Origin of the sequence: Granulicella sp. S156 (assembly GCF_009766105.1) — a bacterium.
Taxonomy (GTDB): Bacteria; Acidobacteriota; Terriglobia; order Terriglobales; family Acidobacteriaceae; genus Granulicella.
Genome location: NZ_LMUH01000013.1, coordinates 339,150 through 365,640, shown reverse-complemented (window position 1 = coordinate 365,640; position 26,491 = coordinate 339,150). Strand labels below are relative to the sequence as shown.

The 26,491-nt window shown below is 54.9% G+C and carries 16 protein-coding genes and 1 tRNA gene; 6 read left to right on the top strand and 11 right to left on the bottom strand.

Annotated elements, in window-relative coordinates:
- Positions 1-189: 189 nt before the first annotated feature.
- From GSQ91_RS11450 to GSQ91_RS11435, 4 genes are all read right to left on the bottom strand, one after another.
- On the bottom strand, positions 190-2,412 hold the full coding sequence (locus GSQ91_RS11450; protein WP_174240678.1) for an SUMF1/EgtB/PvdO family nonheme iron enzyme: 2,223 nt from the start codon (positions 2,410-2,412) through the stop codon (positions 190-192).
- Positions 2,413-2,503: 91 nt separating this feature from the next.
- Positions 2,504-3,469, bottom strand: a complete 966-nt coding sequence (rbsK, locus tag GSQ91_RS11445) for a ribokinase (RefSeq protein WP_158821677.1) — start codon at positions 3,467-3,469, stop codon at positions 2,504-2,506.
- A gap of 36 nt (positions 3,470-3,505) precedes the next feature.
- Positions 3,506-4,444, bottom strand: a complete 939-nt coding sequence (locus tag GSQ91_RS11440; RefSeq protein ID WP_254064570.1) for a GRP family sugar transporter — start codon at positions 4,442-4,444, stop codon at positions 3,506-3,508.
- Between the two features lie 118 nt (positions 4,445-4,562).
- Positions 4,563-8,252 (bottom strand): carboxypeptidase regulatory-like domain-containing protein, encoded by a 3,690-nt coding sequence (locus GSQ91_RS11435; protein ID WP_158821675.1) that lies wholly within the window; start codon positions 8,250-8,252, stop codon positions 4,563-4,565.
- Positions 8,253-8,515: 263 nt separating this feature from the next.
- Between GSQ91_RS11435 and GSQ91_RS11430 the strand changes: the two genes are divergently transcribed.
- The gene (locus GSQ91_RS11430) at positions 8,516-9,583 is read left to right on the top strand and encodes a LacI family DNA-binding transcriptional regulator (protein WP_254064512.1); all 1,068 of its coding nucleotides are present in this window, start codon (positions 8,516-8,518) and stop codon (positions 9,581-9,583) included.
- A gap of 396 nt (positions 9,584-9,979) precedes the next feature.
- Here the strand turns inward: GSQ91_RS11430 and GSQ91_RS11425 are convergent.
- Positions 9,980-10,054: transfer RNA gene (locus tag GSQ91_RS11425), tRNA-Val, on the bottom strand.
- Between the two features lie 136 nt (positions 10,055-10,190).
- Here GSQ91_RS11425 and GSQ91_RS11420 point away from each other — a divergent pair.
- From GSQ91_RS11420 to GSQ91_RS11410, 3 genes are all read left to right on the top strand, one after another.
- The gene (locus tag GSQ91_RS11420) at positions 10,191-11,030 is read left to right on the top strand and encodes an RNA polymerase sigma factor (RefSeq protein WP_158821674.1); all 840 of its coding nucleotides are present in this window, start codon (positions 10,191-10,193) and stop codon (positions 11,028-11,030) included.
- A 112-nt stretch (positions 11,031-11,142) separates the two neighbouring features.
- Positions 11,143-11,685, top strand: coding sequence for an anti-sigma factor (locus GSQ91_RS11415; RefSeq protein ID WP_254064511.1), 543 nt, complete (start codon positions 11,143-11,145; stop codon positions 11,683-11,685).
- A gap of 439 nt (positions 11,686-12,124) precedes the next feature.
- Entirely contained in the window at positions 12,125-12,562 is a 438-nt protein-coding gene (locus GSQ91_RS11410) for a DUF3106 domain-containing protein (RefSeq protein ID WP_158821673.1), read from the top strand.
- Here the strand turns inward: GSQ91_RS11410 and GSQ91_RS11405 are convergent.
- The 4 genes from GSQ91_RS11405 to GSQ91_RS11390 form a co-directional block, all read right to left on the bottom strand.
- Entirely contained in the window at positions 12,559-13,488 is a 930-nt protein-coding gene (locus GSQ91_RS11405; RefSeq protein ID WP_158821672.1) for a proline dehydrogenase family protein, read from the bottom strand. The two genes, GSQ91_RS11410 and GSQ91_RS11405, sit on opposite strands and share 4 nt — an antisense overlap.
- Positions 13,489-13,798: 310 nt before the next feature.
- Positions 13,799-15,889: a CBM35 domain-containing protein gene (locus GSQ91_RS11400; protein ID WP_158821671.1), complete on the bottom strand. Its 2,091-nt coding sequence runs from the start codon at positions 15,887-15,889 to the stop codon at positions 13,799-13,801.
- A 431-nt stretch (positions 15,890-16,320) separates the two neighbouring features.
- On the bottom strand, positions 16,321-18,507 hold the full coding sequence (locus tag GSQ91_RS11395; protein WP_254064510.1) for a GH92 family glycosyl hydrolase: 2,187 nt from the start codon (positions 18,505-18,507) through the stop codon (positions 16,321-16,323).
- 254 nt (positions 18,508-18,761) lie between these two features.
- Entirely contained in the window at positions 18,762-22,433 is a 3,672-nt protein-coding gene (locus GSQ91_RS11390; protein WP_158821670.1) for a TonB-dependent receptor, read from the bottom strand.
- Between the two features lie 246 nt (positions 22,434-22,679).
- Here GSQ91_RS11390 and GSQ91_RS11385 point away from each other — a divergent pair, with 246 nt between their 5' ends.
- Entirely contained in the window at positions 22,680-22,847 is a 168-nt protein-coding gene (locus GSQ91_RS11385) for a hypothetical protein (RefSeq protein WP_158821669.1), read from the top strand.
- 185 nt (positions 22,848-23,032) lie between these two features.
- On the top strand, positions 23,033-24,370 hold the full coding sequence (locus GSQ91_RS11380; RefSeq protein WP_158821668.1) for a hypothetical protein: 1,338 nt from the start codon (positions 23,033-23,035) through the stop codon (positions 24,368-24,370).
- A gap of 11 nt (positions 24,371-24,381) precedes the next feature.
- Here the strand turns inward: GSQ91_RS11380 and GSQ91_RS11375 are convergent, their stop codons facing one another.
- Positions 24,382-25,326 carry a DUF1684 domain-containing protein gene (locus GSQ91_RS11375; protein ID WP_158821667.1) on the bottom strand — a complete coding sequence of 315 codons (945 nt, stop codon included), beginning with the start codon at positions 25,324-25,326 and terminating at the stop codon, positions 24,382-24,384.
- A 117-nt stretch (positions 25,327-25,443) separates the two neighbouring features.
- Entirely contained in the window at positions 25,444-26,250 is an 807-nt protein-coding gene (locus GSQ91_RS11370) for a dolichyl-phosphate beta-glucosyltransferase (protein ID WP_158821666.1), read from the bottom strand.
- Between the last annotated feature and the right edge of the window lie 241 nt (positions 26,251-26,491).

Sequence of the window (26,491 nt, the reverse complement as noted above, 5' to 3'; positions counted from 1 at the left end):
CCTTTCTAGCACTAGGAGTTAGGGCAAAGGATGGGTGTCAATCACGTACTCACCAGGAGTGACGGCTCGTTCGATTGATTGCTCGTGGTGCGGCCAGCTTTGCGCATAGCAAAGCCAGGATTGGAAACACGAATGAGGGAGCAGCGAAAGCCTGCGTCCTCATTCGTGTTTTTAGCTTGATTGAACTGACTACTGTGCATCCTTGACCGTTCGGAACCCTACGGTTCCCGAACGATCGTAACTAGGAGCCATGAGCAACAACTTGCCGTGTTGGTCATTTCTATAGGCTTGAGGAAAGTACCAGATTGAGCCTTGCGGCTGATAGTGACTGCCCCCGCGAACAATGGCGGCGCGAGTGTGCTCGTCTTCATACTCGTCGGTCCACTGCCATACATTTCCGACCATATCCATGACACCAAACGGGCTGGCTCCATGGGGATGCGCATCCACATCGCTCGGAGGAAGTATCGTACGCCCCTTGTCAGGAGCTGGCGCCAGAGCGCTACTATCGGAAGCGCAGGCACCCGCCCCACCTCCGCGCGAAGCAAGCCAGTCGCAGTTTCCCCAGGGGAACCTGCGTTCATCGTTGCCCTGCGCAGCATACTGCCACTCCCACTCGTGGGGAAGCCGTTTCCCAGCCCATTTCGCATATGCTCGCGCATCTTCGATCGATACCCAGGTTACCGGCTTGTTCGCCCATCCATCGGGGTAGGAACCATCTTTCCAGTCCTTGAGGAAATTGAGACTGTCCTTGGGCTGATAGTGGGTAGCATCGCGGAACTTCTTGAATTCCGCATTGGTCACTGGGTACTTATCGATGAAATAAGGCTTGATCTGCATCGTGTGTTCATGGAAACGACGAGGGCTGTCTTCCCAGGGATACTGGACATCTACCCCAACATCGTCGCTGCCTTCGATCTCCAGGCCCTCTAGGCGGAAAGTATACTGTGCGCCTTCGATGCGGATCATTCCTTCAGGGGCGGATGCGGCGCGTGGCGAAGGTTCGATAGCGACCATTTGCTGTGGCAGAAAATGCCACTCGTGCGAGTATGCCGATAACGGCTTCGCTGTCATCGCCTTCATCTTGACCATGAGTTCTGTCAGCCTGGAGTCCAGCTCACCGGAAGTTGAGAAGATCGCTCCATAGCCGTGACTTTCAGTCGGAAAGGAAAGTATAGCTTGTTCGCCTTTGATTTCCGGCTTCAGTTCGACGCCGTGATAGAGATCGTAGTAACGCATACCCTGCTTGTAGGGCATCGTCATCTGGGCCCCTTCGATGTCATATTCATTGCGGTTCACGATGGTCCACACTGTCTGGTCGCCAAGCGGCCAGCGGCTTGAGAAGACACCGTACCTCAACATCGGATAGAGCGGCTCCCAGCCTTGACTGGCGAAAAAAGGAGCCACCGCGCGCTCGATGGTTGCCACGCGACGCGTTGCCTCTCCGTCGCGAGGAGTAACTCCGTTCCAAATACCCCAGACGTTTTCCCAACTTTCCCAGCCTTCGCCGTTGAAGAAGGCGTATTGCAGAGCGTCCGTTTTATCGCGATCCCAGCGTCCCTGAATGTTGACCTGGTGGCGGGGTTCAAGCCAGCGATACCTGTCCACCGCAGGAACAAACGTATATTGGTATTGGCCCCAGGTAAGCACGTTCCAGGCAAGCCCCTCATCGGCGGGGCCGCGTTCTGGCTCAAACGCGAGCGGATGGCCGACTTTTTCAGCAGCGAGAGAGAACGCCAACGGCACTCCATCCTGCGTGTCCCCATTGACTCCGTCCGCATCAATCTCTTTCATAAATTCCGCAAATGCCGTCGGCCAGTCTGTTCCCGGGTCTCTGGTTCCCTGATCCCACATCATCATAGGAAACAGAACTTTCACGCCGCGACGATGAAAATCCGCGACCATCTGCTTCAACCCCTCCACACCGCCGGGCATGGAGCGCGCCATATCATGTTCGTTGCGATCGTCGATGCCCGCGTTTGGATAAACTGCCCAAACCAGTACGGCATCGATGCCACCGTAACGCTTCTCAAGGTCATCAAGATAGCGGTCAACGGTATATTTGCCAGCGACAGGATCATAGAAGTAGCGGTCCTGCACCATCATCTGCGGTTGAATAAAGCTATGTTGAGCCCATTGAAGCTGAGGCAGCGCGTAGCGGAATCCGTCATACCCGATATAGATGTGGCGCTCATTGCGCCAGTGCGTAATATTGGCGATCCAGTCACGATGTGTGGACTCGGTGCAAGGCGCGGAGCCTCCCATCCACACGGGAGCCATCGTTAAGCACGACGGTGAAGCAAGCAGTGGCCCCTGTGGAGGTGGATGCTGTCCATAGGAGTTTGCCGCGAAGGCAGCACTAATAAGCAACGGGCCGGCAATGCGCAACATTGTTCGGAATTCAGCCTTCATTTCGTACTTCCTTTCGGGCGAGTAAATTGTGACCACTTGTGCGTGAACATAGAAGATACGGTCGTCATGTCTAGTAACTTCCGAAAGACAACTACCGTTGAACAACTTCACGCGCAACTTGGAGCGATTCGTCTTTCATGAACGCCTCTACCTCTGACATGCTGGGCATGGAAGGCTGAGCTCCCATACGTGTTACTGAAATGGCAGCGACCGCGGCAGCGAAAACCGCACTGTCCAACGGAGACTTTCCCAGCATGAGCGCGGTAGCGAAGCCAGCATTGAACGCATCGCCGGCAGCCGTAGTATCGATCGCATTGACAGAAAACGCGTGAACCAAGCTGCCCAGGCCAGCCTGCGTCCCGAGATAGGTCCCATGGGCCCCCATCTTCAGGACAACCCCACGGCAGCCATTGGAAAGGAAGACTCTTGCCATTTCGGCGGGTGGCTGTGAATTTGATTCGGAGTGTTTGTCTCCAAGATAGAAAGCAGCTTCGGTCTGGTTCGGAGTAAACCATGCAATATTTTTGAAGATGTCCGGCGACAGATCCCTCGCGGGCGCCGGGTCGAGAATCAGAGGCACATTCTCTCGCGCGCAGATGCTGGCCAGGTACTCAACGGTCTCCAGTGGTATCTCAAGCTGAGCCAGAACCATGCCAGCGCTTCTCAGAATTGAGATGTTTGCATCAATATCCTCAGGAGTGACCTTAGAATTAGCACCGGGCGCTAGCACGATGCTATTTTCTCCTTGTTCCGAGACCGCGATCATGGCCACGCCTGAAGCACCATCACTTGTAGAGACACCGGTTACGTCGACGCCCGCCTCCTCAAGGTGAGTTCGTAGGACAGCACCGAACGTATCATTCCCCAAGCGTCCGATGAGTCGCACGGGGTAGCCAAGCCGAGCTACAGCGACGGCTTGATTCGCGCCCTTTCCACCGGGATGATTCTGAAGGTCGGATCCGGTGACAGTTTCACCCACAACAGGAATTCTCTTAGTGACCGATACCAAGTCTGTATTGATGCTGCCGACGACGACAATTGGCTTTTGCGCGGACAATGCGTTTCTCCTCAAAATAACGTTGCAGGGTTGCTATCAAAAGATCGGGGCACAAGCGACCGCCGTCAAGCCGCACAGAAAAAAGATAAACATCCAGATCAGAATATTTTTTGAACGAGATGGAGCGCCACTGAATTCGTGCCAAACGAAGACACCCCAGCACGCTGAAATCATGGTGGCACCTTGCCCGATCGAGTAGGAGACGGCGGGTCCTACGATGTGGGCCTGTGAAGCCACAAAATTGGCCATCGCCCCCGTACACCAGATCGCTCCCCCCACGACGCCCCAGAAGTGCCAGGCGCCGGGCGCTCGCCAATAACCCCGCATCAACGCGGGTTCACGGCCATCGAGTGGAAAGCGCATGAAGAAATAGTTCACCGGAATCGCGCAAACCGCCACGCCGATCGTGAAGAATAGCAGCACGGCATAGGGCCCGGGCGCGCCCTCTCCTGTCATTGCTTTCGAGACGAAGGGGTAGAACATACCCATCAGAAGTCCCGCGATCAAACTAATGACGATGCCGCGACGGCTCATGGCAGGGCGTTCTGTTTCGCGCAGCCTGTAGGCTACGGCATCGAATACGATGGCCGCTGTAACAAATGCGATGCCACCGAATAAGAGAAGAGGATTTCCTTTGGGCGAGATGATGTAACTACTGATGGCGCCGGCAACAAGCGCCAGGCCTATGCCAATAGGAAACGCCACTGCCAGACCTGCGATATCGATCGCGGCGACTAGCAGCAGGTTAGCGATGTTGAAGATAGCACCGCCCGCCATGGCGAAGAGTATCGGGTGCGCGCCAGAGTGAGCGATGTCCGCATAGAAAGATCTGCCCACAGTTCCAAGGCTTCCGAGAGTTGAACCCCACACAATCGCTGCAGCAAGCAATCCTAGGATGAAGTCCCAGTAAAGCAATTGAAACCTGTACCCGGGACAAAGCTTCACGGTGTTTGCCCATGACCCCCAGCACAACATGCTTGTCAGCATAAGTGCGAGGGCGATGAAATAAGTTTCCGGCTGATACATACATTCCCCTTCAGCGAAACAAATGTAACGGTCGCACCCTGGTCCATGCCTACCAGGGTACGACCACTTAGAAGATCAGCTTCGCCGCTACCTGGCCAATGCGGGCATCCCCGGCCCCGTTCACCGAACCGAACGGATATTGCGCACTTCCGCTCGGGTACGTGGTCACGACACTGTTCCACTGCGAGTGGTTCAGAGCGTTGAAGGCATCTGCCCGGAACTCGAGATGAAGGGTCTTATACAAGGGGAACGTCTTCGCGAGAGAAAGATCCAGCCTCTCCTGTCCGGGACCTCGAACCGTGCCGAATCCTGAGTTTCCGCGGACGTTCATAGGAGGAACTGAGAACACCGACGTGTTGAACTGCTTTGAAAGACTCTTCTGGCCATGACCAATATTGGGATTGCCCGATATATTTAGCTGATCGAATGCAGCCCCATACTGCCCATCGAACGAAGCTCCGTCCTGTGCGCTGGAACCGAAGCCGGTGGGGCACATAGGGGTGCCACTGTCAGCCGCCGGGCAAGATTGGTTCGGGCCGCCGTTAGATACGGTTAGAGCATCGCCGGATTCAAATGTGGCAATACCGCTAATTCGCCAACCCGTGAGAGGAACCCTCGCGAAGGCCGACCAGTTTTTCCCGTATTCTGGTGCCCAGATCCCACTGATCACCATGCGATTGCGATGAGACTGAGTCGACTCACCACGGCTATTTAGATTTGGATACTCGAGACCGCCGCCACCATAAAACGGGTACGCGTTCGTGGCGAGGTTGTTGACAACAGGGTAGTCGGAGACCGTCTTCCCCCAGGTGTAGCTGCTCGTAATCTGAACACCTCGGCTGAAGGAGCGCTGGAACTGGAATATTGCGGCGTTATAGAACGAATTGATGGTCGGTCGAATAACAAAAATGTCACCGAACCTACCGGAATTATTGGGACGTGCTGCGTTGAAAGTAGAATCTTGAACGCCCCCACCATAGGTCCAGCCTGTCTGATAGGCGGGAAGGTTGGTGTTTACCTCGTTCTGCCCCTTCCGGCCTTGCGCTCCGACATAGGAGACCGTGAAAACATTGTGCCCTCCTACTTGCTGTTGGACATCGAAGAGCATTCGCTGATAGTAGGGCAACGGAGTCGACTTCTGATCGTAATAGGTGACCTGGCTCCACTGTCCGTCACCTTCATATCCTTGCCCCACCGCTGTGGACACCGGAAATGTTCCCAACGTCGTCGTCAAGGGTGCCGGGAAGATGTTCGACAGGTTTAATACTGGCGTGTCAGGCAACGCACCTAGTGTGACGTTGTTGACGTTGTAATTAACTGACGCAGAGGTTCCATAGATCGCGTTCCCGAGATTGTTAGAAACCTGACTGGCTCCGGTGTCATAGAAGATACCGTACCCCGCACGGATAACGGTGGATGGCGTAGGACTATAGGCGATACTGAGTCGAGGAGCGAAGTCGAGCTTGGGCGCTTTGAGGTAACGATTCGACAAGCCAGCGGCAATACCGGGGTATTCGAGTACACCGCCCTCGGGTGTTGACGTGTAGATTGCGCAACAAGGGGCCGTACTCGGGTTAGGTGTATAGTCCGGAATGCTCAAGTCATAGCGCAAGCCAGCAGATATCGTCAGCTTCGGATTGATGCGAAATTTGTCATTCGCATAAAAGCCCCAATATGGGAAAATGATGTTATAGTCTGGCGCTGTGGGGCTGCCACCCTGGACGGTATATCGGACGTCCATACTACTTGGAAGTCCCATTGCAAGGTCCGCCATGGGATCGCCGCCGGCATAACTTTGGGCACCACCTCCACTACTAAATCCACCAAATTGCACATTTCGTTGAACGTCCCAGTCGATCTCACTCTTCCGGAAATAATTCATGCCGGCGGATAAAGTGTGTCGCCCCTTTACGAAATCGACATTGTCGGATATTTGATAGGACTTGTTCTCGTCATGAAACACCTCACCTGTGCCTGGAGTCGCGTAGTTGCCAACGTCGATAGCGAAAATACCTTTCGTTACACCTGTGCCAGTGTTTTGAAACTGTGTATTCAAAGGATTGCTTGCGCTATTCAGGAAGCTTTGCTCGCTCGAGCTTATGGTGATCAACGAACCATCGCCTACTCCAAAGATGAATTCGTTCGTGAGATGCGGTGTGAAAATATGTACGTAGTTTGCCGTTATGAGATATGCCTGATCTTGATTCGTGAAGTCGTGGACCTGATAGGGCGGGATACCACCCGTAATCGTATTCCCTCCGCTTGACTTTGACCATGTTACAAAAATGGAATCATTTGCGGTTATCTTGGCGTCAAACCGAGTGTCGAAGTGATAGCTAGAGATCCCCGATCCCTGGGTTGAGACATAATTAACCTCGTTGCTCGGAGTGTTTGGAACATTCGGCAACGGCCAGAGCGCGTTCTGGATAGCGAGTGCGCCTGGATCTAGAAGAGGAGCACCATTTGGCCGTGTTGCCAAATCGAGACGGTTGCCCGCAATCGCGGGCCGAGAACTTAGGCCTGTAACGGGGTCATAGGTGGTGTAGAACGGATTGTAGAGTTGAAGTGGATTTTGATTAGGAGCTAGCAACTCGCTAAAGTCGCCAGTACGCTCCGCTGCGGAAGGAACTGAGGCGGTCACGAGCGCATTCCCATCATGTTCAATGAATTTTTCGTAGTTGGCGAAAAAGAACAATCGTTGCTTGAGTTCTGGGAGCAGTTTAGGAATAAAAATAGGACCACTCAGGTTGCCTCCAAATTGGTTGCGACGAAGCGTCGGCTTAGCGGATGGCGCCCCCGTAATAATCGCATTGGCATTCGTCCATGGGTTTACCGCATTCAGCGCGTCATTCTCGATAAAGTCGTAAGCTTCACCATGAAATTTGCTGGAGCCACCTTTGGTTTGCATCGTCAGCGCCGAGATATCGTGGCCTACGGCTGCTGAAAAATCTGCGACTTGAATTGTTCCGGTACCAAGCGCTTCGGCAGAAGGCTCGAAGCTGATACTGCTCTCATAGTTGTCGTTGATATTCACACCGTTGACATAGAATCCTCCGTCGCGAGACCCTTCAAAGGCGCCACCCACTGTGAATTGCGTACCTCCGACGGCGAACATCGCGCCCACAGCATAGGTACCTTGCGTGTTCACATTCGCCTGCGGATAGGTGCTCACTCCCGGCGTGAGCGCTGCGATGGATGTGAAGTTGCGGCCATTGAGGGGGAGTTCCTCGAGTTGCTGCGTAGAGACGTCGGTACCGATACTGGCTCGCTCGGTGTCGACCCCACCCTCCTGTGCAGTCACGGTAACGGATTCGGTCGTGGATCCTGGGAACAGCTTGAAATCGAAATGAGCACTGCCACCGATGTTGACGGTGATCGGTTCCGACTTTGCGGTTTGGAACCCCGTCAAAGTCGCAGTCAACTGATATTGACCGGCGGTGAGGTTGTCGAACTCAAAGTGGCCCGCCGTATCGGCATTGATTTTCCGCTCCTGCCTCTGAGCCAAATCTAGCAGGGTGATTTGCGCTCCGGGAACTACGGCACCGGTCGAATCGAACACAGTGCCAGCGAGACCTCCGCGCTGCGCAAACTGCGCCCACGATTCTCCGGTTAAAGAAAGCAAGAGGACAAAGAGCATGGAGATCAACACGCGTCGTTTCACGAAATATCTCGGCATCAGGGAAGGCCCGAAAGTATGGCCCATCCCTACGGCGAGGACAGAGACGAGCAGAGATCTGATCGGACAAAAAATCTTCATCTTGCGACTCCTTTGAAAGCTTTCAAATAGAACGTCGATGAAGGTAATGACTAGAGATGCAAAATGTCAAGAGATAAATTTTGGAGTCACCATATGTATTTGATTATAAACAGATCATAATTGTGGTATGACCTCATATCTCCTACCAAATTTGTGAATGTGGGAAGCGGTTTATTCTGTTGGCTAGAGGTGGTATAAGCTAAGGTCTCTGGATCTCGGTCTCTTACGACCAAACTCCTAAAACCTAACGGAGAGAATGCGTCATGGCCAACATGCATGAGATCGCCAAGATGGCAGGCGTCTCACTAGGTACGGTCTCGCATGTACTCAACAATACCGCCAAGGTTCGAGAGCCGAAGCGCACGCGTGTCCTTGAGGCTGTGAAGGCATCTGGATATCAGCCTAGCCAGTTGGCGCGCGGCCTGCGACGCGACACAACCAACATGATCGGGATGATTATTCCCGATATTACAAACCCTTTCTTTCCCGCAGTCGTTCGCGGTGCGGAAGATATGGCATTCTCAAACGGATATCGTCTGCTCCTCTGCAACACTGATAACGATCACGCCAAAGAGATAATCCATCTGAATGAGTTGCGGACCTATTTACCTGCCGGGCTCATCGTCATCCCATCGAATTTCAGCGATCTTACCGCGCAAGCGGAGTCTTACCGGCGAGCGGGTACCGGCGTTGTTTGCGTGGACCGGCTCCCAAAAAACTGGAGCGGGGACAGCGTCACTGCAGATAACGAGGCAGGAGCTTACAACGCGACTCGGCATCTGCTTCAATTGGGGCACACCAGACTGGCAACGATCACAGGGCCATTGCACTTTACCAATGCAAAAGAGCGTCTTGTCGGATTCAAACGCGCCATGAAGGAAGCCAAACTTCACCTATCCTCGGACTACACTCAGGAGACCCGCTACGACAAGCAAGGCGGACACGCCAAGACTCTTGTTTTGCTAGGCCTGGTTCCACGCCCAACTGCGATCTTCGCCGGCAACGACATGATTGCGTTGGGAGCCTTACTCGCCGTCCACGAAGCAGGCCTCCGTTGTCCTAACGACGTCTCCATCATGGGCTTCGATGATCTGGACTTGGCCGAAACCACGAATCCTCCCCTCTCGTCTGTTTCCCAGTCGGGCTACCAACTTGGTGCGACAGCAGCCCGCCTATTGCTCGACCGCAGGGAAGGCGACATCGGTCCCGCAAAACATATCGTTCTGGAAACAGTATTGAACCTGAGACATTCGGTGGCACCTCCGCCGGAGGCGGCGATGGGTAGTTCGTCGATGAAAAGGCGACCCAGAAGTGTACAAAAGAGAACCTGATTTGGCTTGCAGGTGACCGATCTGATCAACACCCCCCCGGTCTGCGCGATGTCCACTAAACTCCGTGCGACGCTCGCTTCCTGACTCCTGCGATGTCACAGCTCCGATATTGATTTCTTATAGGTGAAGCTCTGCGCTATGTATCGGCTCAACCCCGGTGACGATTAAGCTCGTAAAGAAGTAGTCGTCAAACATATTTAAGGATGTGCTCTGCCACCTCCACACAGCAACGCCTGGTTCAAGCACTTTTCCCTGAGGAAGCAGAAGAATTACCACCTGTGATTTGCAGACACACTGAATCGATCTATCGCCAATAAATTCAATAACTTAGAATTCTAGTGGAGCAACCGGGAGTAACAACTTCCCCGCACAGGACATGTAAGTTGTTGATTTATATGGTGGGCACAGCAGGATTCGAACCTACGACTTCCACCGTGTGAAGGTGGCACTCTACCGCTGAGTTATGCGCCCGTCATCGTGCATCCAGAACCATACGCCCACCGCAGCGGCCCCAGACCTCCAGCATAGCATTGCTATCCCGGTGCGCCAACCACGATTCCTTCTGTCGCGTCTAACTTCGTGAGCCAAAAGATACAATTACACCCTGATGAAGTCTTCTCGAACATCCGTGACTCCTCCCGCAGAATCTCGCATAGAGGCCGACGATCCGCAATTCCCTGCGGAATCCGACGATCTCGCGCAACCTGAGGCGGAAGATGGGGTTACAGAAGACATGGGAACGCTTGCGATCCATCCCGGACTCCTGAATGCACCGCAAGACTCGCACTTGTTGGTGGACCGTCCCTTTGGCGTAGAAGCTCTGACACCCGAACAGGCTCACTCCCGGGCCGCAGCCGTAGCACGCGGGGACTTCTCACTGCTCTCCGATGCCGAGGTCATGCTGGAGTTGCGGTCCGGCAACATGGCGGCCTTCGATATCCTGCTCGCGAAGTACCGCAAGCCGATCATTCACTTCATGTTCCGCATGGTGCATAATCAGGCCGTTGCCGAAGAGCTTGCGCAGGAGGTTTTTCTTCGTATCTACCGTTCGCGCGAGACCTACCGCGCTGAGGCCCGCTTCAGCACCTGGCTGTACCGCATTGCGACGAACCTCGGGGTCAACCATGCTCGCGACACGCGACACGAAAGATCGGCTTCGACGGTTTATCTGGACGAGACGGACACCGAAACCGGCACAACGCCCGACGTTGCCGACTCTACGCCCTCCGCTGAAGCCAACATGCTTCGTCGCGAGCGCATGAACGCCATTCGCCAGCACGTGCTGGCGCTTCCAGAACGGCAACAGACCGCCGTTCTTATGCACAAATATGAAGGCATGGACTACAAGCAGATAGGCGAGGTCCTGAAACTCTCCGAGTCCGCGACCAAGTCGCTCCTCTTCCGCGCGTACCAGACATTACGCGAGAAACTAAAGGATTTTGTTTAGCCCGTTATGGAACAAAACGGGCAGAGATATCGTCGAACCAAGAGCCGTTGCTTTATTCCGGCGTACCGGGCATCGACATGACAGCAACACAACCCTGCTAAGGGGGGCTGAGATGATTAACGAAATGATTCGTAAAACCGATTCCGATTGCAAGACATGCCGCTCGCACCTCCCCGATCTCCTTTTTGAAGAGGGTTTTGCGGCTGCGCATCCCGAACTCGAGTCACACCTCGAGTCCTGTGCTGAGTGCCGCACTGAGTTGAACGAGTTGCGCTCCACCTTTGCCCTGCTGGACGAGTTCACTGCGCCCGAGCCCTCTCCCTACTTCGATTCCAAGCTGCATGCACGGCTGCGAGAGGCCCAGGCCACCGCGCCCGAGGGATTTATCGAGCGTCTGCGCTCCTTCGTATTGTTCGGCACTGGGCGGAGTTTTCGTCCAGCTCTTGCTGGAGCTCTCGGACTTCTGCTTTTACTTGGCGGGGGCGGAACATTCGTCGGACTCTACAACACTCACGGTGCTGCGACTGCCACAGCTTCATCCGCCGCAGTCGACGACCTCAAGGTGCTTGACAACAATGTCCAGGCCGAGCAGCAGATGGGTCAACTGCTCGACATGTCCGGCTCAGAGGACGACGATACGCCACCTACAACCTAAGGCTGGCCGTGTTTTCCCTCTCTCTCGTGTCATAGGCAGTTTTCGGTATGATGGAGAGCGTTCAGCATCCCTCAGATTCCGGCAGGTGAAATAGACAGACGAACTGTGCGAACCGTGACCAAAGATGGCCACGGTTCGCCGCTTGTCTCATAACCGAATGAACTGTTTGCTTCCAACTCGCGCTGGCACAACGCTCGCAAGCATCGTCTTATGCTTGTCAGGTGCTGCGTTGGCGCAGGGGCGGCATGTCTCTCCCCCCGCTCCCGCTCATTTTTCTTCGCCAGCGTCGTCCGAACCAGCTTTCCGGTCTTCTGCCCCGCAGAATGGCACGCCAGCCGGGAACGGCTCCGCCACACAGCACCCTAGCGGCGCTTCCGCGCCCATTGAGCGTCGGCCGCCAAATGCGGCCAAGTCTAACGGCGTGCATCTGCCTGTGTGGATGAATCAACACAAGAACCTGACGCCCGAACAGCAGCAGCAGGCCTTGGAAAAGGAGCCGGGCTTCCGCGACTTACCACCCCAGACGCAGCAACACATGCGCGACCAGCTAAAGCGTCTTAATGCCATGACACCGGAAAAACGTCAGCGTTTGCTCGAAACCAATGAGTGGGTGGAACACCTAACTCCCGCGCAACGCAATCAGTACACCAGCGCCATGAAGCAGTTGAACACGCTCCCACCGGATCAGCGTGTCTACGTCGCCCGCACCTTCCGCGGACTTCGCGAACTCACCCCGGACCAACGCCAGGCCGTGCTAAACTCCGATCGCTTCAACCACCTCACGGATGCCCAACGCGCCACGCTGAATAGCCTGATGCAGGTCGAACCGCTGATGCCGCCGCCTTATGACTCAGGTCCGCCGCCACAGCCCCACTAATTCCTGAAGAAGTTCTTCGCTAAAAACAACACATTCGCTGGTCGCTCTGCCAGCCGCCGCATGAAGTATGGGTACCATTCCGTTCCGAACGGCACATACACGCGCACGCCGAATCCCCTGGCCACCAGTTTTCGCTGCAAGTCGCGGCGTATACCGTAGAGCATCTGGAACTCGAACGCGCGCTTGTCGAGTCCTGTCTCGGCGACAAACCGTTCCATCTCGGCGACGATCGTCTCGTGATGCGTCGCAATCCCGCAGAAGACGCCGCTGGTAGCAACTCGCTTCATGAGCTTGACGTAGTTCGCATCGACATCCTGCTTTGCAGGAAACGCGATCTCTACCGGCTCCTTGTACGCGCCCTTACACAGACGAATTCGAATTCCCTGCGCGACTAACCGTTCGATGTCGTCCGCCGTGCGAAAGAGATACGCCTGCAGCACCGTTCCCACAGCGCTCGGCCACTTCGCGTGCAGACGCTCGGTCATTGCGATTGTGGCCTCGGTGTAGTCGGAGCCTTCCATATCGATACGCACGAAGTTGGACATCGCCGCTGCGTGCTCCACCATCTCGCCGACGATGCGCTCTGCCAGCTCAGGACCAGCACCATGGCCACCGATGTCCATACCCACCTGCGTCAGCTTCACGCTGACGTTAGCCCGCAGTCCGCGGGCGGCTATCTCATCCAGCAGCCGATGATAGATCGCGGCGCTCTCCTCAGCCTGCGATACCAGCATCACGCTCTCGCCGAGCGAGTCTAGCGTCGCGTCTATGCCCTCGGCGTTTAGCTGCTCTGTGGCGGCAATCGCCTCTTCGACGCTCATACCCGCGACAAAACGCCGCGACACTCGCCGCCCCATCGCCGACCGCTCAGAAAATGCACGAAACGCCTTATTCGTCGACAAGGCAATAAAGAAAGACCGTAACAACCACACACCTCACAAAACCTAATGACAACCGCTTATTTTCGCACGTCTTCCCACTCGTCATTGGCAGGCAGGGCTGGTATGGGGTGAAGCAGCATGCGTCCTTTTAGTCGATTCTGTTGGAGTTTGCCGTAAACTCGTCTTTTTTGCCGCTAGGCCAGGTGCGAAAAACATAGAGCTTGGGCGAATATCGACCATAATTCGCGAATCGTAGATTCATCCCAGGACAGATATTGGGCGAAGACATAGGCATGCCGGGTATCTATTCGATACCCGGCATGCTTTTTCCTTAAGAGCTTCCTGAAAAACACCATCAGAAGACGGTGGGTGAGATGGTGATGGAGTCCAGATCAGGAGCGTAGTTATCTGGGTTGCTGAACTGGATCTGATTGGCACCTGCCTGCAACGTCACCTTGATAACAGTGCTTTGCGGTGTGCTGAAACTGGTACCGTTCAGATCGAGTTCGTTTGCAGCGCCGTTGTTTATGGAGACGAAGAACGATCGTGGACCGCTGGTCAGGTAGTCAACCTCCATTTGATAGACTCCCGCCACCGGCACATTCACCGTGGTGAAGGTCACGGTGCTCTGTGGGGAGCCTCCGATATTACCAGCCTTGGAGACGCCGGAGCAGTTAGAGCAGTAGCCCTGGCTAGCGGTTCCGCCAAGCGTGGCCAGTTCGCCTTCATAGGTGGTGGCCTCCGGATACGGCTCATGGCCATCACCGCTGATGACGATGCGGTCGAGATCCGGCGGATAGCTCGCAGGATTGCCGAACTCAATGGTGTTCATGCCTTTTTGCAGACGAACCGGAATAGTACTGCTGAAAGGAATATTGCCACTTCCTCCACTCAGATTCAACGTAATGTTGGGATCGTCATTCACCCCGATGATGAACGAGCGAGTGCCATTCGTCATGGAGTCGACCTCCATCCGGTACACACCCGCCTTATCAGCCTTCACATTGAAGACGGCATAGTTGGCCGCTCCAATGCCGAGATAGGTCAGTTTGTAGCCGCTCGCGCAGGTGGAGCATTGCGAGAGCTGAGAGCCTCCGAACAGCGTTGCCGTCTCTGCCCCATAGATCTGCGATGGAGATGCCGGGGCATGGCCGGCAGCCTTTACCTTGAACAAGCGCGTTCCATGTCCTGGCAGCACATCGGAGAAGTATCCGTATCCAGGTCCGAGTTCAGTGTGGTTCCAGAGGTCTCTCCTCTCGAGCGCACCGGCGAAGCCGAGATCGTTCCAGTTCACGGTTACGCGGGTGGGAAAGGCATTGAGATTAAAGATCGCGACGTAATAGCTACCATTGCCGAGATCGGAGACCCACACGGGGGTATAGCCTCCCGTAACCTGCTTTGCCGGATGACCGGACTGATCGACGGCGAGGACTTCATCGTTGGAAAGTAGCTTTTCGCCATAGCTGGTCAGCTTCGTCAGATCACCCCCAAGCGAAAGCGGAGCATTGGCCATCGCCCACAGGGTCATCGCGGTCCGTTGTTCCGTATCCGTAATGCCGTCCGTGGTTCCGTTGCCGACCTCCAGCGAGTCGAGATCGTTCCAGCCGAGAGTGGGACCTGAGACGTTCTCCCATCCGATCAGATCGTAAAAACGAAGCAGTACACGCTGCCATTCTGTCAGGTTCGGGCAGTCTCCTTCGCATTCAACGTCACCTTCGATGCGTCGTGCATTCGAATTCTGCTGCCAGTCGCTGATGTAGTCCTCATCAAGAGCCCAGGACAGCGTAAGCCAGATCGGACGGCCGCTCTGCGCAATTGCTTTCGACATCGCCTGCACGTCGGGGATGTTGTTGATGTTGAGATTGTCGTTGTAGGAGCCCGGAGTAACGGCATCAAGTTTGATAAAGTCGATACCCCACGATGCATAAAGATCGATGACGGAGTTGATGTACTCCTGCGCACCGGGCTTGGTGTAATCGATCTTGTCTCCACCGCCAAAGGCATTGGCGATAGTGGCCGGGGTCACAATAATGTCCTGCGCGTGATATTGCGTGCCTAGAATTGGGAGATTGGCAGCGACCACCGACGTACTGATACCTGGGTTCATATAGATGCCAACCTTTTGCCCATTGGCATGGATGTGTTTGATCATCTCCAGGAATGTCGGGAACTCGGTTGGGCTCCAGAGAGTACGTCCATACTGATCGTTACCGCCATTCCAGGCCGCATCGAGGTTGATGTACTGGAATCCATGAGCTCCCAGTCCGGAAGAACGTATTGCATCGGATTGCGCAAGAATATTCTGCTCATTCATTACGGTGCTGGAAGGCACAATCGTCTGCTGGCTATAGGTGCTCCAACCAAGATAGGGCCTGTTCCCTAAACCGTTCACCTGGGAAAGAGCAGCCACCGGCGAGATTAAAACTGCAAGAAGAAACAAAGACATGGAGATCCATGCTCTGCGATGGGTTAAGTGGTTATGAACGGCCCGAGTTGCAGCGGGGGAAGGTGTCGTTGGCATCGTCGCTTACCTCATAGGAGTTTGTGCCTCTTCACCCTCATAGCGAGCGCCTTTGCGAAACAGCCTTCGGCGTGAAATCGACCGTCGAAATACGGCTGCCAGCAAAAGACAAACATTTTTAAGGATGAAAAAACACTTTTAGTGCGGCACTACTGTACTCCGGAAACGACGAAAGTGGCAATTTTCAACTTTTAAAATGCGCCTGGAAGAATGCTTTGTAGAAGCTGCAGGCTAAGGGTGTGATTTTTATGCAGAATACCTTTCATATTCACCCCGCAGGCGGCGGTTAAAGTCATGGGGCGAGCCGGATATCCGGCTCGCCCCATGACTTTTATTACCCAAGCGTACGTCGTGCTTTATCTGTCGAGGTGAGACAGCGATTCCGATAGCGGCGCTGGCGTCCAATCGGCGCCCCAGTGGGATGGAGAGGGTCCCATCACCAGTCTGAGCGAAGCACCGGCCAGGATGTCTTCATAACGGATCACTGGAATCGTGAGTGGCTTGCCATTCAACGTTGCCGACTGGATGTAGACGTTCTTCGAAGAGTTATTCACCGCGTCTACGGTGAAGTGATTTCCATTGGCGAGCCGCAATGTCATTTTCGTGAAGAGTGGGCTGCCGATCATGTAATCCCCCGAGGCAGGGTTGACGGGATAGAAGCCGAGCGCGGTGAAGATATACCAGGCCGACATCTGCCCGCAATCGTCGTCGCCATCTATGCCTGAGGGGAGATTGGCATACTCTGCAGTGGCGATCTCCCGCACCTTGGCCTGAGTCTTCCAGGGTTGCCCACTGTAGTCATACAAATAACCGTAATGGTGACTGGGCTCATTGCTGTGAACGTTATGACCGCCGCTGAAGTGTTCGTCGAGCTCAGCGTTATATTTCTCTCTGCCGCCCATCAGTTGGATGAGCCCAGGAATGTCATGCATGACGGCCCAGGTATAGACCCACTTATTCCCCTCGGTCCAGCCTTCATCAAGGCCAGCCCACGATCCGTCGGCATGCTTCGCCTGCATGAAGCCGGTCTCTTTATTAAAGAGATGTTGATAGTTGAGAGATCGTTTGAGAAAGAACTGGTAGTCGCTGGTTTTGCCGAGTGCTTTTGCTACTTGAGCCACGCACCAGTCGTCGTACGAGTCCTCCAACGTGCTTGAAGCCGACTCCGCCGTATGATCCACCGGAATATATCCCAGTTCTTTCAGGTACGTAAGGCCGGCACGAGCCTCGTAAGGAGTGTGCGGTTCGCGATCGGCCCAGCGGCGTGTAGTATCGCCGTCCGGCGGCGTCATCGCATCCTTGTAGACAGCGTCCCATGCAAGGTTGTAGTCGAAGCCTTTGAAGTGTTTGTTGATTGCCTCCGCGACCAATGAGTCAGCATGAGTCCCAATCATGATGTTGGTGTAGGAAGGATTCGGCCACTTCGGCATCCATCCACCTTCCTGATAGTTCTGCAGAAGCGCACCGATCATGCCATCGATGCGCTCGGGAGCCATGAGCGTAAGCAGGCTGTGCTCCGCACGAAAGGTATCCCAAATGGAATATGCCGTGTAGGACGTGCCTTTATGCACCGTGTCATCAAAGGCGCTATAGTAGCGACCCTGCTCTGAGAAGATACGAGGATAGAGCAGCGCGTGATAGAGGCCGGTGTAGACGATTCTGCGTTGGTCGTCAGTGGCGCCCTCGACCGTGATGCGTCCCAGCTTGTCGTTCCAGGTTGCACGTAACGAGTTGCGAACCGCTTCAAAGTCCCAGACAGGAATCTCAGCCTTAAGGTTCTGGCGTGCCTGATCGATACTGATAAACGATGTGCCTACCCGGGCTTCGACAATTTCTCCTTCGGTCGTTTTAAATTTTGCGTAAGCGCCAGTGGCAAGTCCGGGGTCCTGCGCCGTTGGCCCGTAGAGGCCTGATCCGCTGAATGCTTTGCGAAACTGAATGACGAAGTAGCCCTTGAAGTTTGGCAGCTTGAAGGGACCCAAGCCGGAGTCTATGCGGTCCGGGTTGTAGCCGGTGATCTCTTGCGCAGCAGCGTCCACATGCGCAAACCCTGCAATGCCAGGGCGTGATGCTTCCACAATGACAGTGGAGGAAGCGTTGGCAGGAAAAGTGAAACGCAGATAAGAGCAGCGTTCGGTAGCCGTCATCTCCGTGCGAATCCTGCGCGAATGATCTGCGTCCATCCAGACCGAGTAGTAGTCCGGCCGTACGATCTCATCCTTGTGATTGAAGGCGAGCTTGCGGTCGTCCGGAGTTGTCTTGAGGCCATCGATCTCCGGCATCAGAGTTACATAGCCGTAATCGCCCATCCAGATTGCCGGCTGATGGGTGCCTACAAAGCCTGAGATCGATGTGTCTTCGTATTTGTAGGAGACGACACTCAGTTTGTTCTGACGAGTTTGCGGTGTCCAATCTGTCATGCCGAATGGAGTGGTGACGAACGGCATCGTGCCACCGTAGCCGATAGGCCCACTGCCTGTGCCAATGTAGAGATTGACCCAATCAACAGGATCGGCCTGGGCCGAGGTTGCCAGAGTACACAAAGCAAGAAATGCAGGGACATAAATGGTACGGCGCGGCAGTACGCTCCAAAGACTATGAATCCGTTTACATATCTGCAGCAGCCGATGGAACATTTGCGCACTGTTCATTAAGATAGAAACCTTTCCGGCATATTCAACCCGGTCCATTTTTGCATGGCATGTCCGGTAGACTCAATCACCATGCCCACGGCGCCCAACGGAAGCGAGATGGAACGCACGTTGCGTGCGTTCCATCTCATGGTGACCGATCGATTTTAGAAGGACAACTTCAACGCCAACTGTAGCAGCCTGGGATTGTTCCTGGTGCTGGTAATGGAGGCGAAGGTATTCGGAGTGAGGAAGTTCAGACTTCCCGGTTGAGCGAACTGAGGCGTATTGGTGGTGTTGAACGCCTCAGCCCGAAACTGCAGCCGAACCGTATCCGTAAAGTTGAAGTACTTGAAGACGGAGGAGTCCAGGTTTTGGTACCCGGGTCCGCGAGCCTGTTGCGCACTACCGCCGAGAACAGAGTAGTCAGACTGGCCCAGAGTAGTGGCTAGAGCAGGCTGTATAAATGCGGCCGGGTTCAGCCATTGGTGATAGTTATGTTGACCAGCATACATATTCTGGCCCTGAGCTACAGGCGCAAAGCAGGTAAAGCCAGGTGAGGTTGTGACTGGGCAAGTGACCGTAAATGGCTGACCACCCTGATAGCCATAAATGAAGTTGATTGCCCATCCTCCGAAGACAGCATCTATGCCGCGGTTTGTGTTACTCAGGAACGCCTTCCCCCGGCCGACGGGCAATGCCCAGGAACCAGAGAGATGAACTACGTTGGTCGCATCGGTATCGCACAGGCCGTAGTCCGCGCTGATGCCGAAGCCAGGAAGCCATTCCGCTCTGTACTGTTGATTCTGTTCGGCCTGGGTGTGTTGATCGGTCAAACACTTACTCCAGGTGTAGTTGGCAAGTAGAGTCAATCCATAACTCAGTTGATGCTGATAGGTTGCCTGCAGTGCGTTGTAACTGCTCGTTGCGTTGGTAGTTTCATAGGTTGCATTCCGAGCAAAATTGGGAAATGGAATGTAGTTTTGGGCATTGGCGCCCACAGGAAGAATCTCACTAGGAGAGTTGTTATATCCCAGATTGTCCAGATGGCGGCCCATCGTTCCCACGTATCCGATTTGGACAGAGTCGTGATTCGTGAATTGATCCTGGATGGTTAAGTTTACGGTTTGAACGTACGGAGTCTGAAAGTTCTGCTGGCGTCCGTACAAGTTCAATCCCAAGCCACTATTGATCGTAGGGTCCTGGATGTTGATGGAGGAGAGACTGTTCTCAAGAGTCGCTGTCTGGCCGTTGGGAAGCACCAACGGATGCTGGGAATCAGGACTGTTGAAGGTGGAGGTATAGACGAACGGATAGTTAGTGCCCAACGTTCCGCCGTAGCCGAGATTGCCCAGCGCGCCATAGGACGGTCCATAGCCACCCCGTATAACCAACTTCGGTGTAACTCGATACGCAAAACCAACTCTTGGAGCAAAGTTAGTCTTCTGCGCTTGTCCCAAGGTAAGCCCAGGAACACAGGCAAGCGTGATATTGCTGCTTGCCAGCAATGCATTGAATGCAGTGGACCTGGCTACCTGGCAACCCTTCGTCGACATGGAGTAGGTTCCGGTGTTGCCGTTGCCGCCGGTGGGGATGAAGTTCGCCTGCCTGCCGTTCACCTCCGCATACGGAGTGAAGTAATCCCAGCGAAGACCAAGATTCAATGTCAGGTTGGGAGTAACTTTCCAGTCGTCCTGGAAGAACGCTCCCGTATACCAGCGTTGATCATCGGTCGAGGAGACATTCGAGCCCCCAAAGGTAGCTAGACCACCCACATTGTTGACGCCGCCTGAGACTGTCGAGGCCTCGGGAACCACAAGCAGATCCGCGATGCCATTCAGGCTCTGATTGGCGTTGGGAACATCGGTGTATTGTCCATTGAAGGTGTAGTTCCCTCGTCCCTGAGGCGGCTGTGAGATGTTCGCTATCAGATCATCGACCTGGATGCCGCCCTTGAAGGTGTGATTGCGAAGAGCCTTGGTTATACTGTCCGACCCTTCAATGCTGTAGACCGTCTGAATCGTCGGGGTGTAATTGCCTACTCCAATATGAGTCAGGCCGCTGATGGTGATGGGAGGGATGCCGCCGTTGTCTGTAACCTGTGGCACGCCGCCGATACCATAAGTCGCGGGAATGCCGAAGGTATCTCCATAGACGGATCTTTGAAATTTATCGGCATGGACCATGCCAACGTGCATTTCATTAGCCAGCGTAGGGGTAAATACAGTGTTGTAGCCCACGGCGAAGGCATAAGCGGGAAAGCTGTCGTTCCTGCCGCCGGTTTCGCCTACAGCCAACCCAGGCAGACTGGCTGGAACGGATCTGGTGATGAGGCTTCGGTCATACACACCAAAGAGAGTGTTTTTGGAGTTGATCGTCTCATCAATCCTTATGTCGAAGGAGTTATCCGTTTCATCCTGGCTTGGGGTCCAGGCAAAATTGTTTGCCAGCACCCCATTTACGGTTGGCGCTGGATAGAGTCCAAGTAGCTTGACTGCATTGGGATCGATACGGCTGGCCGGAAGAACGTTCAATTGAGAGGTTAGACCAACGTAGTTCGTTCTGCCGGCGATGCTTCCCGTATAGAACGGGTCGCGCGCGTATCCGGTAGCGGTTGCCGTCAGCCCTGTTACCGGGTCTACTGCCCCCTTGGTTACAGCGCGTGTGGTGGCTGGGTCGAGGATGGTTCCATGAGAAAAGGTTCGGCCCAGGGAGTCGGTTGTGGTTCCACCACTGTATGTAATGAGGTCCTGCAGGTTCTGGAATCCACTGCTGATCATGCTCGCGGTAGGCACTGTGCTGGTTGCGGGCACCGGCTGTACGATCCGATTTCCCTGGTAGTCCACGAAGAAGAAGGTCTTGTCCCTGCCGTTGTAAATCTTTGGGATAACGACTGGGCCACCCAGGGTTCCGCCAAACTGATTCTGGTGATACGGAGGTACGGGGCTGGTTGGCGTAGCTTTGAAAAAGACGTTCGCGTCGAGGGCGGTATTCCGGAGATACTCCCACACGTCTCCGTGTAGTTGGTTGGTTCCGGTTTTGATCGCGGCATTGATGACGGCTCCGGTAGAGTGTCCGAACTCAGCATTGAAGTTGCCATTCTGCAACTTGAACTCCTGGATGGCGTCCGGTGGCGGAGTAATGGCTGCGTTGCTGTTCACCGAGGAGCCGCCATAGACCTCGATGTTGTCATTGATGCCATTCAGACGGAAGTCGTTCTGCCATAGGTTGACGCCGTCGACCGAGAAGTAAGCGCTCCCCGTGGTTCCCGAGTTGCCGCTGGGTTGGCCCACCGGAGCGGTTGTGGTCCCAGCGGAAAGTTGCGCCAGAGAATCCCAGTTGCGGCCGTTCAGCGGGAGATCGTTGACCGTTTGACTGTTGATCGTCTGACCAATCGCGGCGTTTTCCGCCTGCAGCAGGGGGGCTGCCGCCGTTACGGTGATCTGCTGCTTCACTCCGCCAGGAGCGAGTGGGACGTCGATCGTCAGGGTGCTCTGCAGGTGAACCTCCAGGCCCTTGTCGACAAAGGTTTGAAAACCCGGTGCTTCCCCGCGCAGGGTGTACGTTCCAGGCCTGATGGCGTTCAGGGAGTAGGTGCCTGTCGACGTGGATTGGGTTGAGCTTACGATCCCAGTCGCATCGTTCGTCAGCGTAATGGTGGCACCGGGTACGACCGCGCCAGAGCGGTCCATTACTGTTCCGGTGATTCCGCCGGTATCAATCTGTGCTGAAAGAGGACCTGCCGCGAACGCCAGAAGACACAGCATGCTGGCGAATAAGAGCATTCTGGCCTTCGTGAAGGAAGAGAGCGGTGAAGTAGTGTCTTTGAGCGTTAACACTTGGAGCCTCCTAAAATTTTGCAGTTGACCCTCACTATTCTTCGTCTCTACAGCGCATGCGCAAGGGGTTTACACCGGGTTTACACGGGTGTCTTTCTGAGAACCGCATAATCTTTTCAATTGTTTACAAAAGCGTTACAGTGGATGCGCTACTCATAAACAGGATTGCCGGACCACAGGAAATCCCTTTACCTGTTGTTCTTCAAAATCCAGTAACCTTCGCGGTGAGGGGATTTTGAGGAGAGGGTGTCGAACAAATTGTTTGACCGGCCCTTCCAGATGAAGGAGAGGAGATCGAAATGGGAGCGCGCCAAAGCGGTCGCCGACCTGAAGACGATCCATCACGCGGTTGCGAAGGAAGAGGCCGCGCTGAACGGGCTGTGCCAGCCCCCTGGGAATCTGGCTGCGAAATGAAAGCTCACCGAGATCTAGAGAGACTCTCAGCCGCTTCGTGACACTGCGGGAAGATCGCTTCCCTCACTGTCACGGCTGGTCAACCGATCGTTATTTAGCCCGATCGTCACCACAAAATACTGGACACTACCTTGGAGCAGCGAACTGATTGGACCTCACACTCGGAATCCTTCCCAAAGAGCGCGGTGCTAGAGCCCCCAGCGCACTACGAACCGGTATGGTCCTCTTTGTGTCTGGAAGACGATCTGCGTTGGCAGCTCGCCCAGCGTATTGCGGCCAGCAAGAGCTTTGCTAAATCTGCCCTGCTGTCCAAGTTTTTGCTCTACGTGTGCGACCGTGCGCTAAGTGGAAGAGTGGACGAAATCAGCGAGCACCAGATTGGGGTGCACGTCTTCGTCAGAAAACCGGGATACAACTCCGCGGAAGACAATATTGTTCGCAACTATGCGCGTCAACTGCGTCGGCGCCTGGAACACTACTTCGAAGAGGAGGGGAGATCCGAAAGCCTGCGGATCAGTATCCCCGTCGGGAAGTATGTCCCTGTATTTTCTGCGAATCATCCTGCTGAGCCAACCCCGATGCAAGCGCATGCGGTTGATGAACCGAGACCGTTATCGGTAGGCGACGGCAGCAGACCTGTGGCCCTCGATGCTCCGCGCTATCGTGTGCGTTTGTATGCTGTGTGTGTTCTCTTCTTATTGCTGGTATGCGGAGGTTTCGTATGGAGAACACTGAGACGAGCTCACTCCATACAGGGAGATCCCTATCACCAGCTTTGGGCGCAGGTCTTCGACAAGGAACACCAGACTTTTCTAGTTCCGTCCGATGATGGCATTGTTATGTTTCAGAATTTGACCGGCCATACCGTTCATCTTTCCGAGTACATCAATCGAGACTATCTTTCCACGAAGAGCTCCTTCAAGATCGATGCGCGAAATATGGCGGATCTTGATGCGCAGCGTTACACCAGCGTCGCCGATCTCGATGCTGTTCTGAGATATTCGCGAGTAGACGCAGTAGACCCCGCTCGCTTCGTCGTTCGATACGCGCGCGAACTCCACATGGAGGACCTGAAAGGCTCCAACGCCATTCTTATGGGGTCCACCTTTTCCAATCCCTGGGTAGAGCTCTTCCAGAAGAGCCTCAACTTCGAATTCAACTATGAACCGCGCCCAAACGCTTCCGTCATTATTAATAAGCACCCAAACCAAGGGGAGCTTCCGATCTATACCAATGACGCAGAGCAACCATCGCATCGGACGTATGCCGTGGTTGCGCTGGTTCCGAATTTGAACAATACCGGGTGGGTCTTGATTGTTGAGGGGATGACCATGGCCGGAACTCAGGCGGCCACGGACGTGCTCTTCAATCGTGACGAGATGCTGCCAGTCCTTGAAAAAGCCGAGGCCGGTGGTAGCACCCTGCAGCCTTTCGAGTTACTGATTGAGACCAGAAGCTTCGGCTCGAACGCTCCGCAGGCAAGCATTATTGCGAGCAGAATCTATTCCAAGCTTCCGGCTTAACAAAGCCTGCGTTACTCCTCGCCGTAGCGTTTCTCTCCAACTGGAATCGCCACTGTCAGGCGGTTGGACTCGGTCGGCAGCGGGCAAGTGGCGTAAGGCGTGTACCCGCATGGCGGATTATGCGCGTAGTTGAAGTCGATCACTACCGTGCCCGCTGTGTGGACTCCGTTGCTGGGCAACGCCGTGTTCAGAAATCTTCCAGCGCCATCGGTCGTGGTCTTGCTGGTGGTATCGCGGAAGTCGAAGAACAGGCTATCGCCTTCCACCGTTGGTTCCAGCCTCACCGTCTGGCCGTCGAGCTGAAACTCGGCGTAGCCCGGTGACGGCTCCTCGTTCGTCTGGCCGAGTACGTTCACGATTCGCAGCGTCTTTGGCGACGGATACGGCACCCACTTCGCTGTTACACGGAGTGCGGGGTTCTCGGCGTACCAGTTCAGGCCATGAAAGTGCAGGCGCGTTGGCGAGTAGGCATCTTTCACTCGCAGGTAGTAGCGATCTCCTCGGTGAATGACTGTCATCTGCACGTCGCCGCTGGTGATAACGGAGGGGTGGTCCGAATCATCGGCATTGACTACTCCTGCAGTCGACTTGCCATCCAACAGCACGGAAGGCGAAGCGCCCTCTTGCGGCGAGAGAAGTTCCACGTGTCCAGTGTGCTGACGCAGTATGCCGAGATGCGCCGGCACGTGCTTCAGCTTGATCTTGTTGTCCGCTGCAGACCCCACAGAGCTATCGCCATCCTGCAGCCACTCCAGCGCAACTAGTGCAAGCCAACCATCGCGCTTCATTAGGTTATCGGCGTAGGACTTGCGCCAGTGCTGTAGATCTTCGGTTTCCTTTGCGGGCTTTGCCTGGGCGAAGACTGCCGTTGCACACTGTGCAGCGACGAAGGCAAGACTTGCGGCAGCAATGATGATTGCGCGACGACGGGTTCGGGGACGCAGGCTTGGAATCATGATGGCTTTAGGTTACCCCGATAACGGCACGGGTAAACACGTGCCGTTATCGAAACGTGACCATTTCAGGAAATCAAGTAAGTGTCTTTAATGGGAGTACAACGGTAGTAAACTGCGTTACCGTACTTCGACATGCTCGACGCGTTCTACCTGAGGGGTCACCATCTTGCTGGTGTCCTTCATCGCGGCGATCGCTTCGTCGTAGCGTCCGCGCACGGAGTTTGCGCGGATCTCCGCCATCTCTTCCAGCATCTTCATGCCGTCTTTTAGATAGCTGATGCGGCTGCGCTCGTCGTGGCCCCAGGTTACTGGTACTTCGACGATCTTGTAGCGTAGCTTCTGAGCAATAAATAAGATCTCTGGGTCGAAGCCCCAGCGCTCGATCGTCTGCAGCCGGAAGATCGTCTGCGCGGCTTCGCGCTTGAAGGCCTTGAAGCCGCATTGGGTGTCCTTGAAGGGCAGTCCCATGACCAGCCGCGTGACCTTGTTGAAACATCGCCCGAAGAACCGGCGATACAGCGGCTGATGCACCGTCTGCTTCTGCTTGTCGAGCCAGCGCGAGCCGATCGCGACATCCGCTCCGGCGTCGATGGCTGCCATGAGACGCTCGGCCTCTTCCATCGGCGACGAGAGGTCGGCGTCGGTAAACATCACAATGTCGCCCGCGGCCTGCAGGAGACCGTTGCGTACCGAGTAGCCCTTGCCGCGGTTGCCCGGGTTCTTCACCAGGTGCAGTCGGTCGTACTTCTCCATCCAGTGCTGCACGATGGGCACCGTCTCGTCGGTTGAGCCGTCGTCGACGACCAGCACTTCGGCGTCCCAGCCGCGGGCCTGCACGCAGGCCATCACACGCTCGAGGGTGCCCTCGATGCGTGCGTGCTCGTTGTACGCCGGAATGACGATGCTTAATGCCGGATGTGCCACGTTGTCTCTATACCCTTCTTCGCTTGTCGGCCCGATTCGTGCTCTTCCTTTAAAGCATTTTTCCTATTACTGTGAACCGGATAAGTTCTACGAGTGCCGTTTTAGGAAAAACGGCGTATAGATCTTTACTTTCGGTGTACACACCTAGGGAAATGCTCCAGCCTACAGCAGAGGAGACGTCGTAAATCCGCGCCCAATCATACGCTATCTATTTGACGTTTCGATATCCCTATTTGACTCT

Bases quoted from the DNA above. Each gene is read 5' to 3' on its own strand.
- GSQ91_RS11415 (WP_254064511.1), top strand. From the start codon at position 11,143: ATGATTAACGAAATGATTCGTAAAACCGATTCCGATTGCAAGACATGC.
- GSQ91_RS11430 (WP_254064512.1), top strand. From the start codon at position 8,516: ATGGCCAACATGCATGAGATCGCCAAGATGGCAGGCGTCTCACTAGGT.
- GSQ91_RS11435 (WP_158821675.1), bottom strand. From the start codon at position 8,252: ATGAAGATTTTTTGTCCGATCAGATCTCTGCTCGTCTCTGTCCTCGCC.
- GSQ91_RS11375 (WP_158821667.1), bottom strand. From the start codon at position 25,326: ATGATTCCAAGCCTGCGTCCCCGAACCCGTCGTCGCGCAATCATCATT.
- GSQ91_RS11450 (WP_174240678.1), bottom strand. From the start codon at position 2,412: ATGAAGGCTGAATTCCGAACAATGTTGCGCATTGCCGGCCCGTTGCTT.
- GSQ91_RS11420 (WP_158821674.1), top strand. From the start codon at position 10,191: ATGAAGTCTTCTCGAACATCCGTGACTCCTCCCGCAGAATCTCGCATA.
- GSQ91_RS11410 (WP_158821673.1), top strand. From the start codon at position 12,125: ATGAATCAACACAAGAACCTGACGCCCGAACAGCAGCAGCAGGCCTTG.
- GSQ91_RS11440 (WP_254064570.1), bottom strand. From the start codon at position 4,444: ATGTTGTGCTGGGGGTCATGGGCAAACACCGTGAAGCTTTGTCCCGGG.
- GSQ91_RS11400 (WP_158821671.1), bottom strand. From the start codon at position 15,889: ATGTCTTTGTTTCTTCTTGCAGTTTTAATCTCGCCGGTGGCTGCTCTT.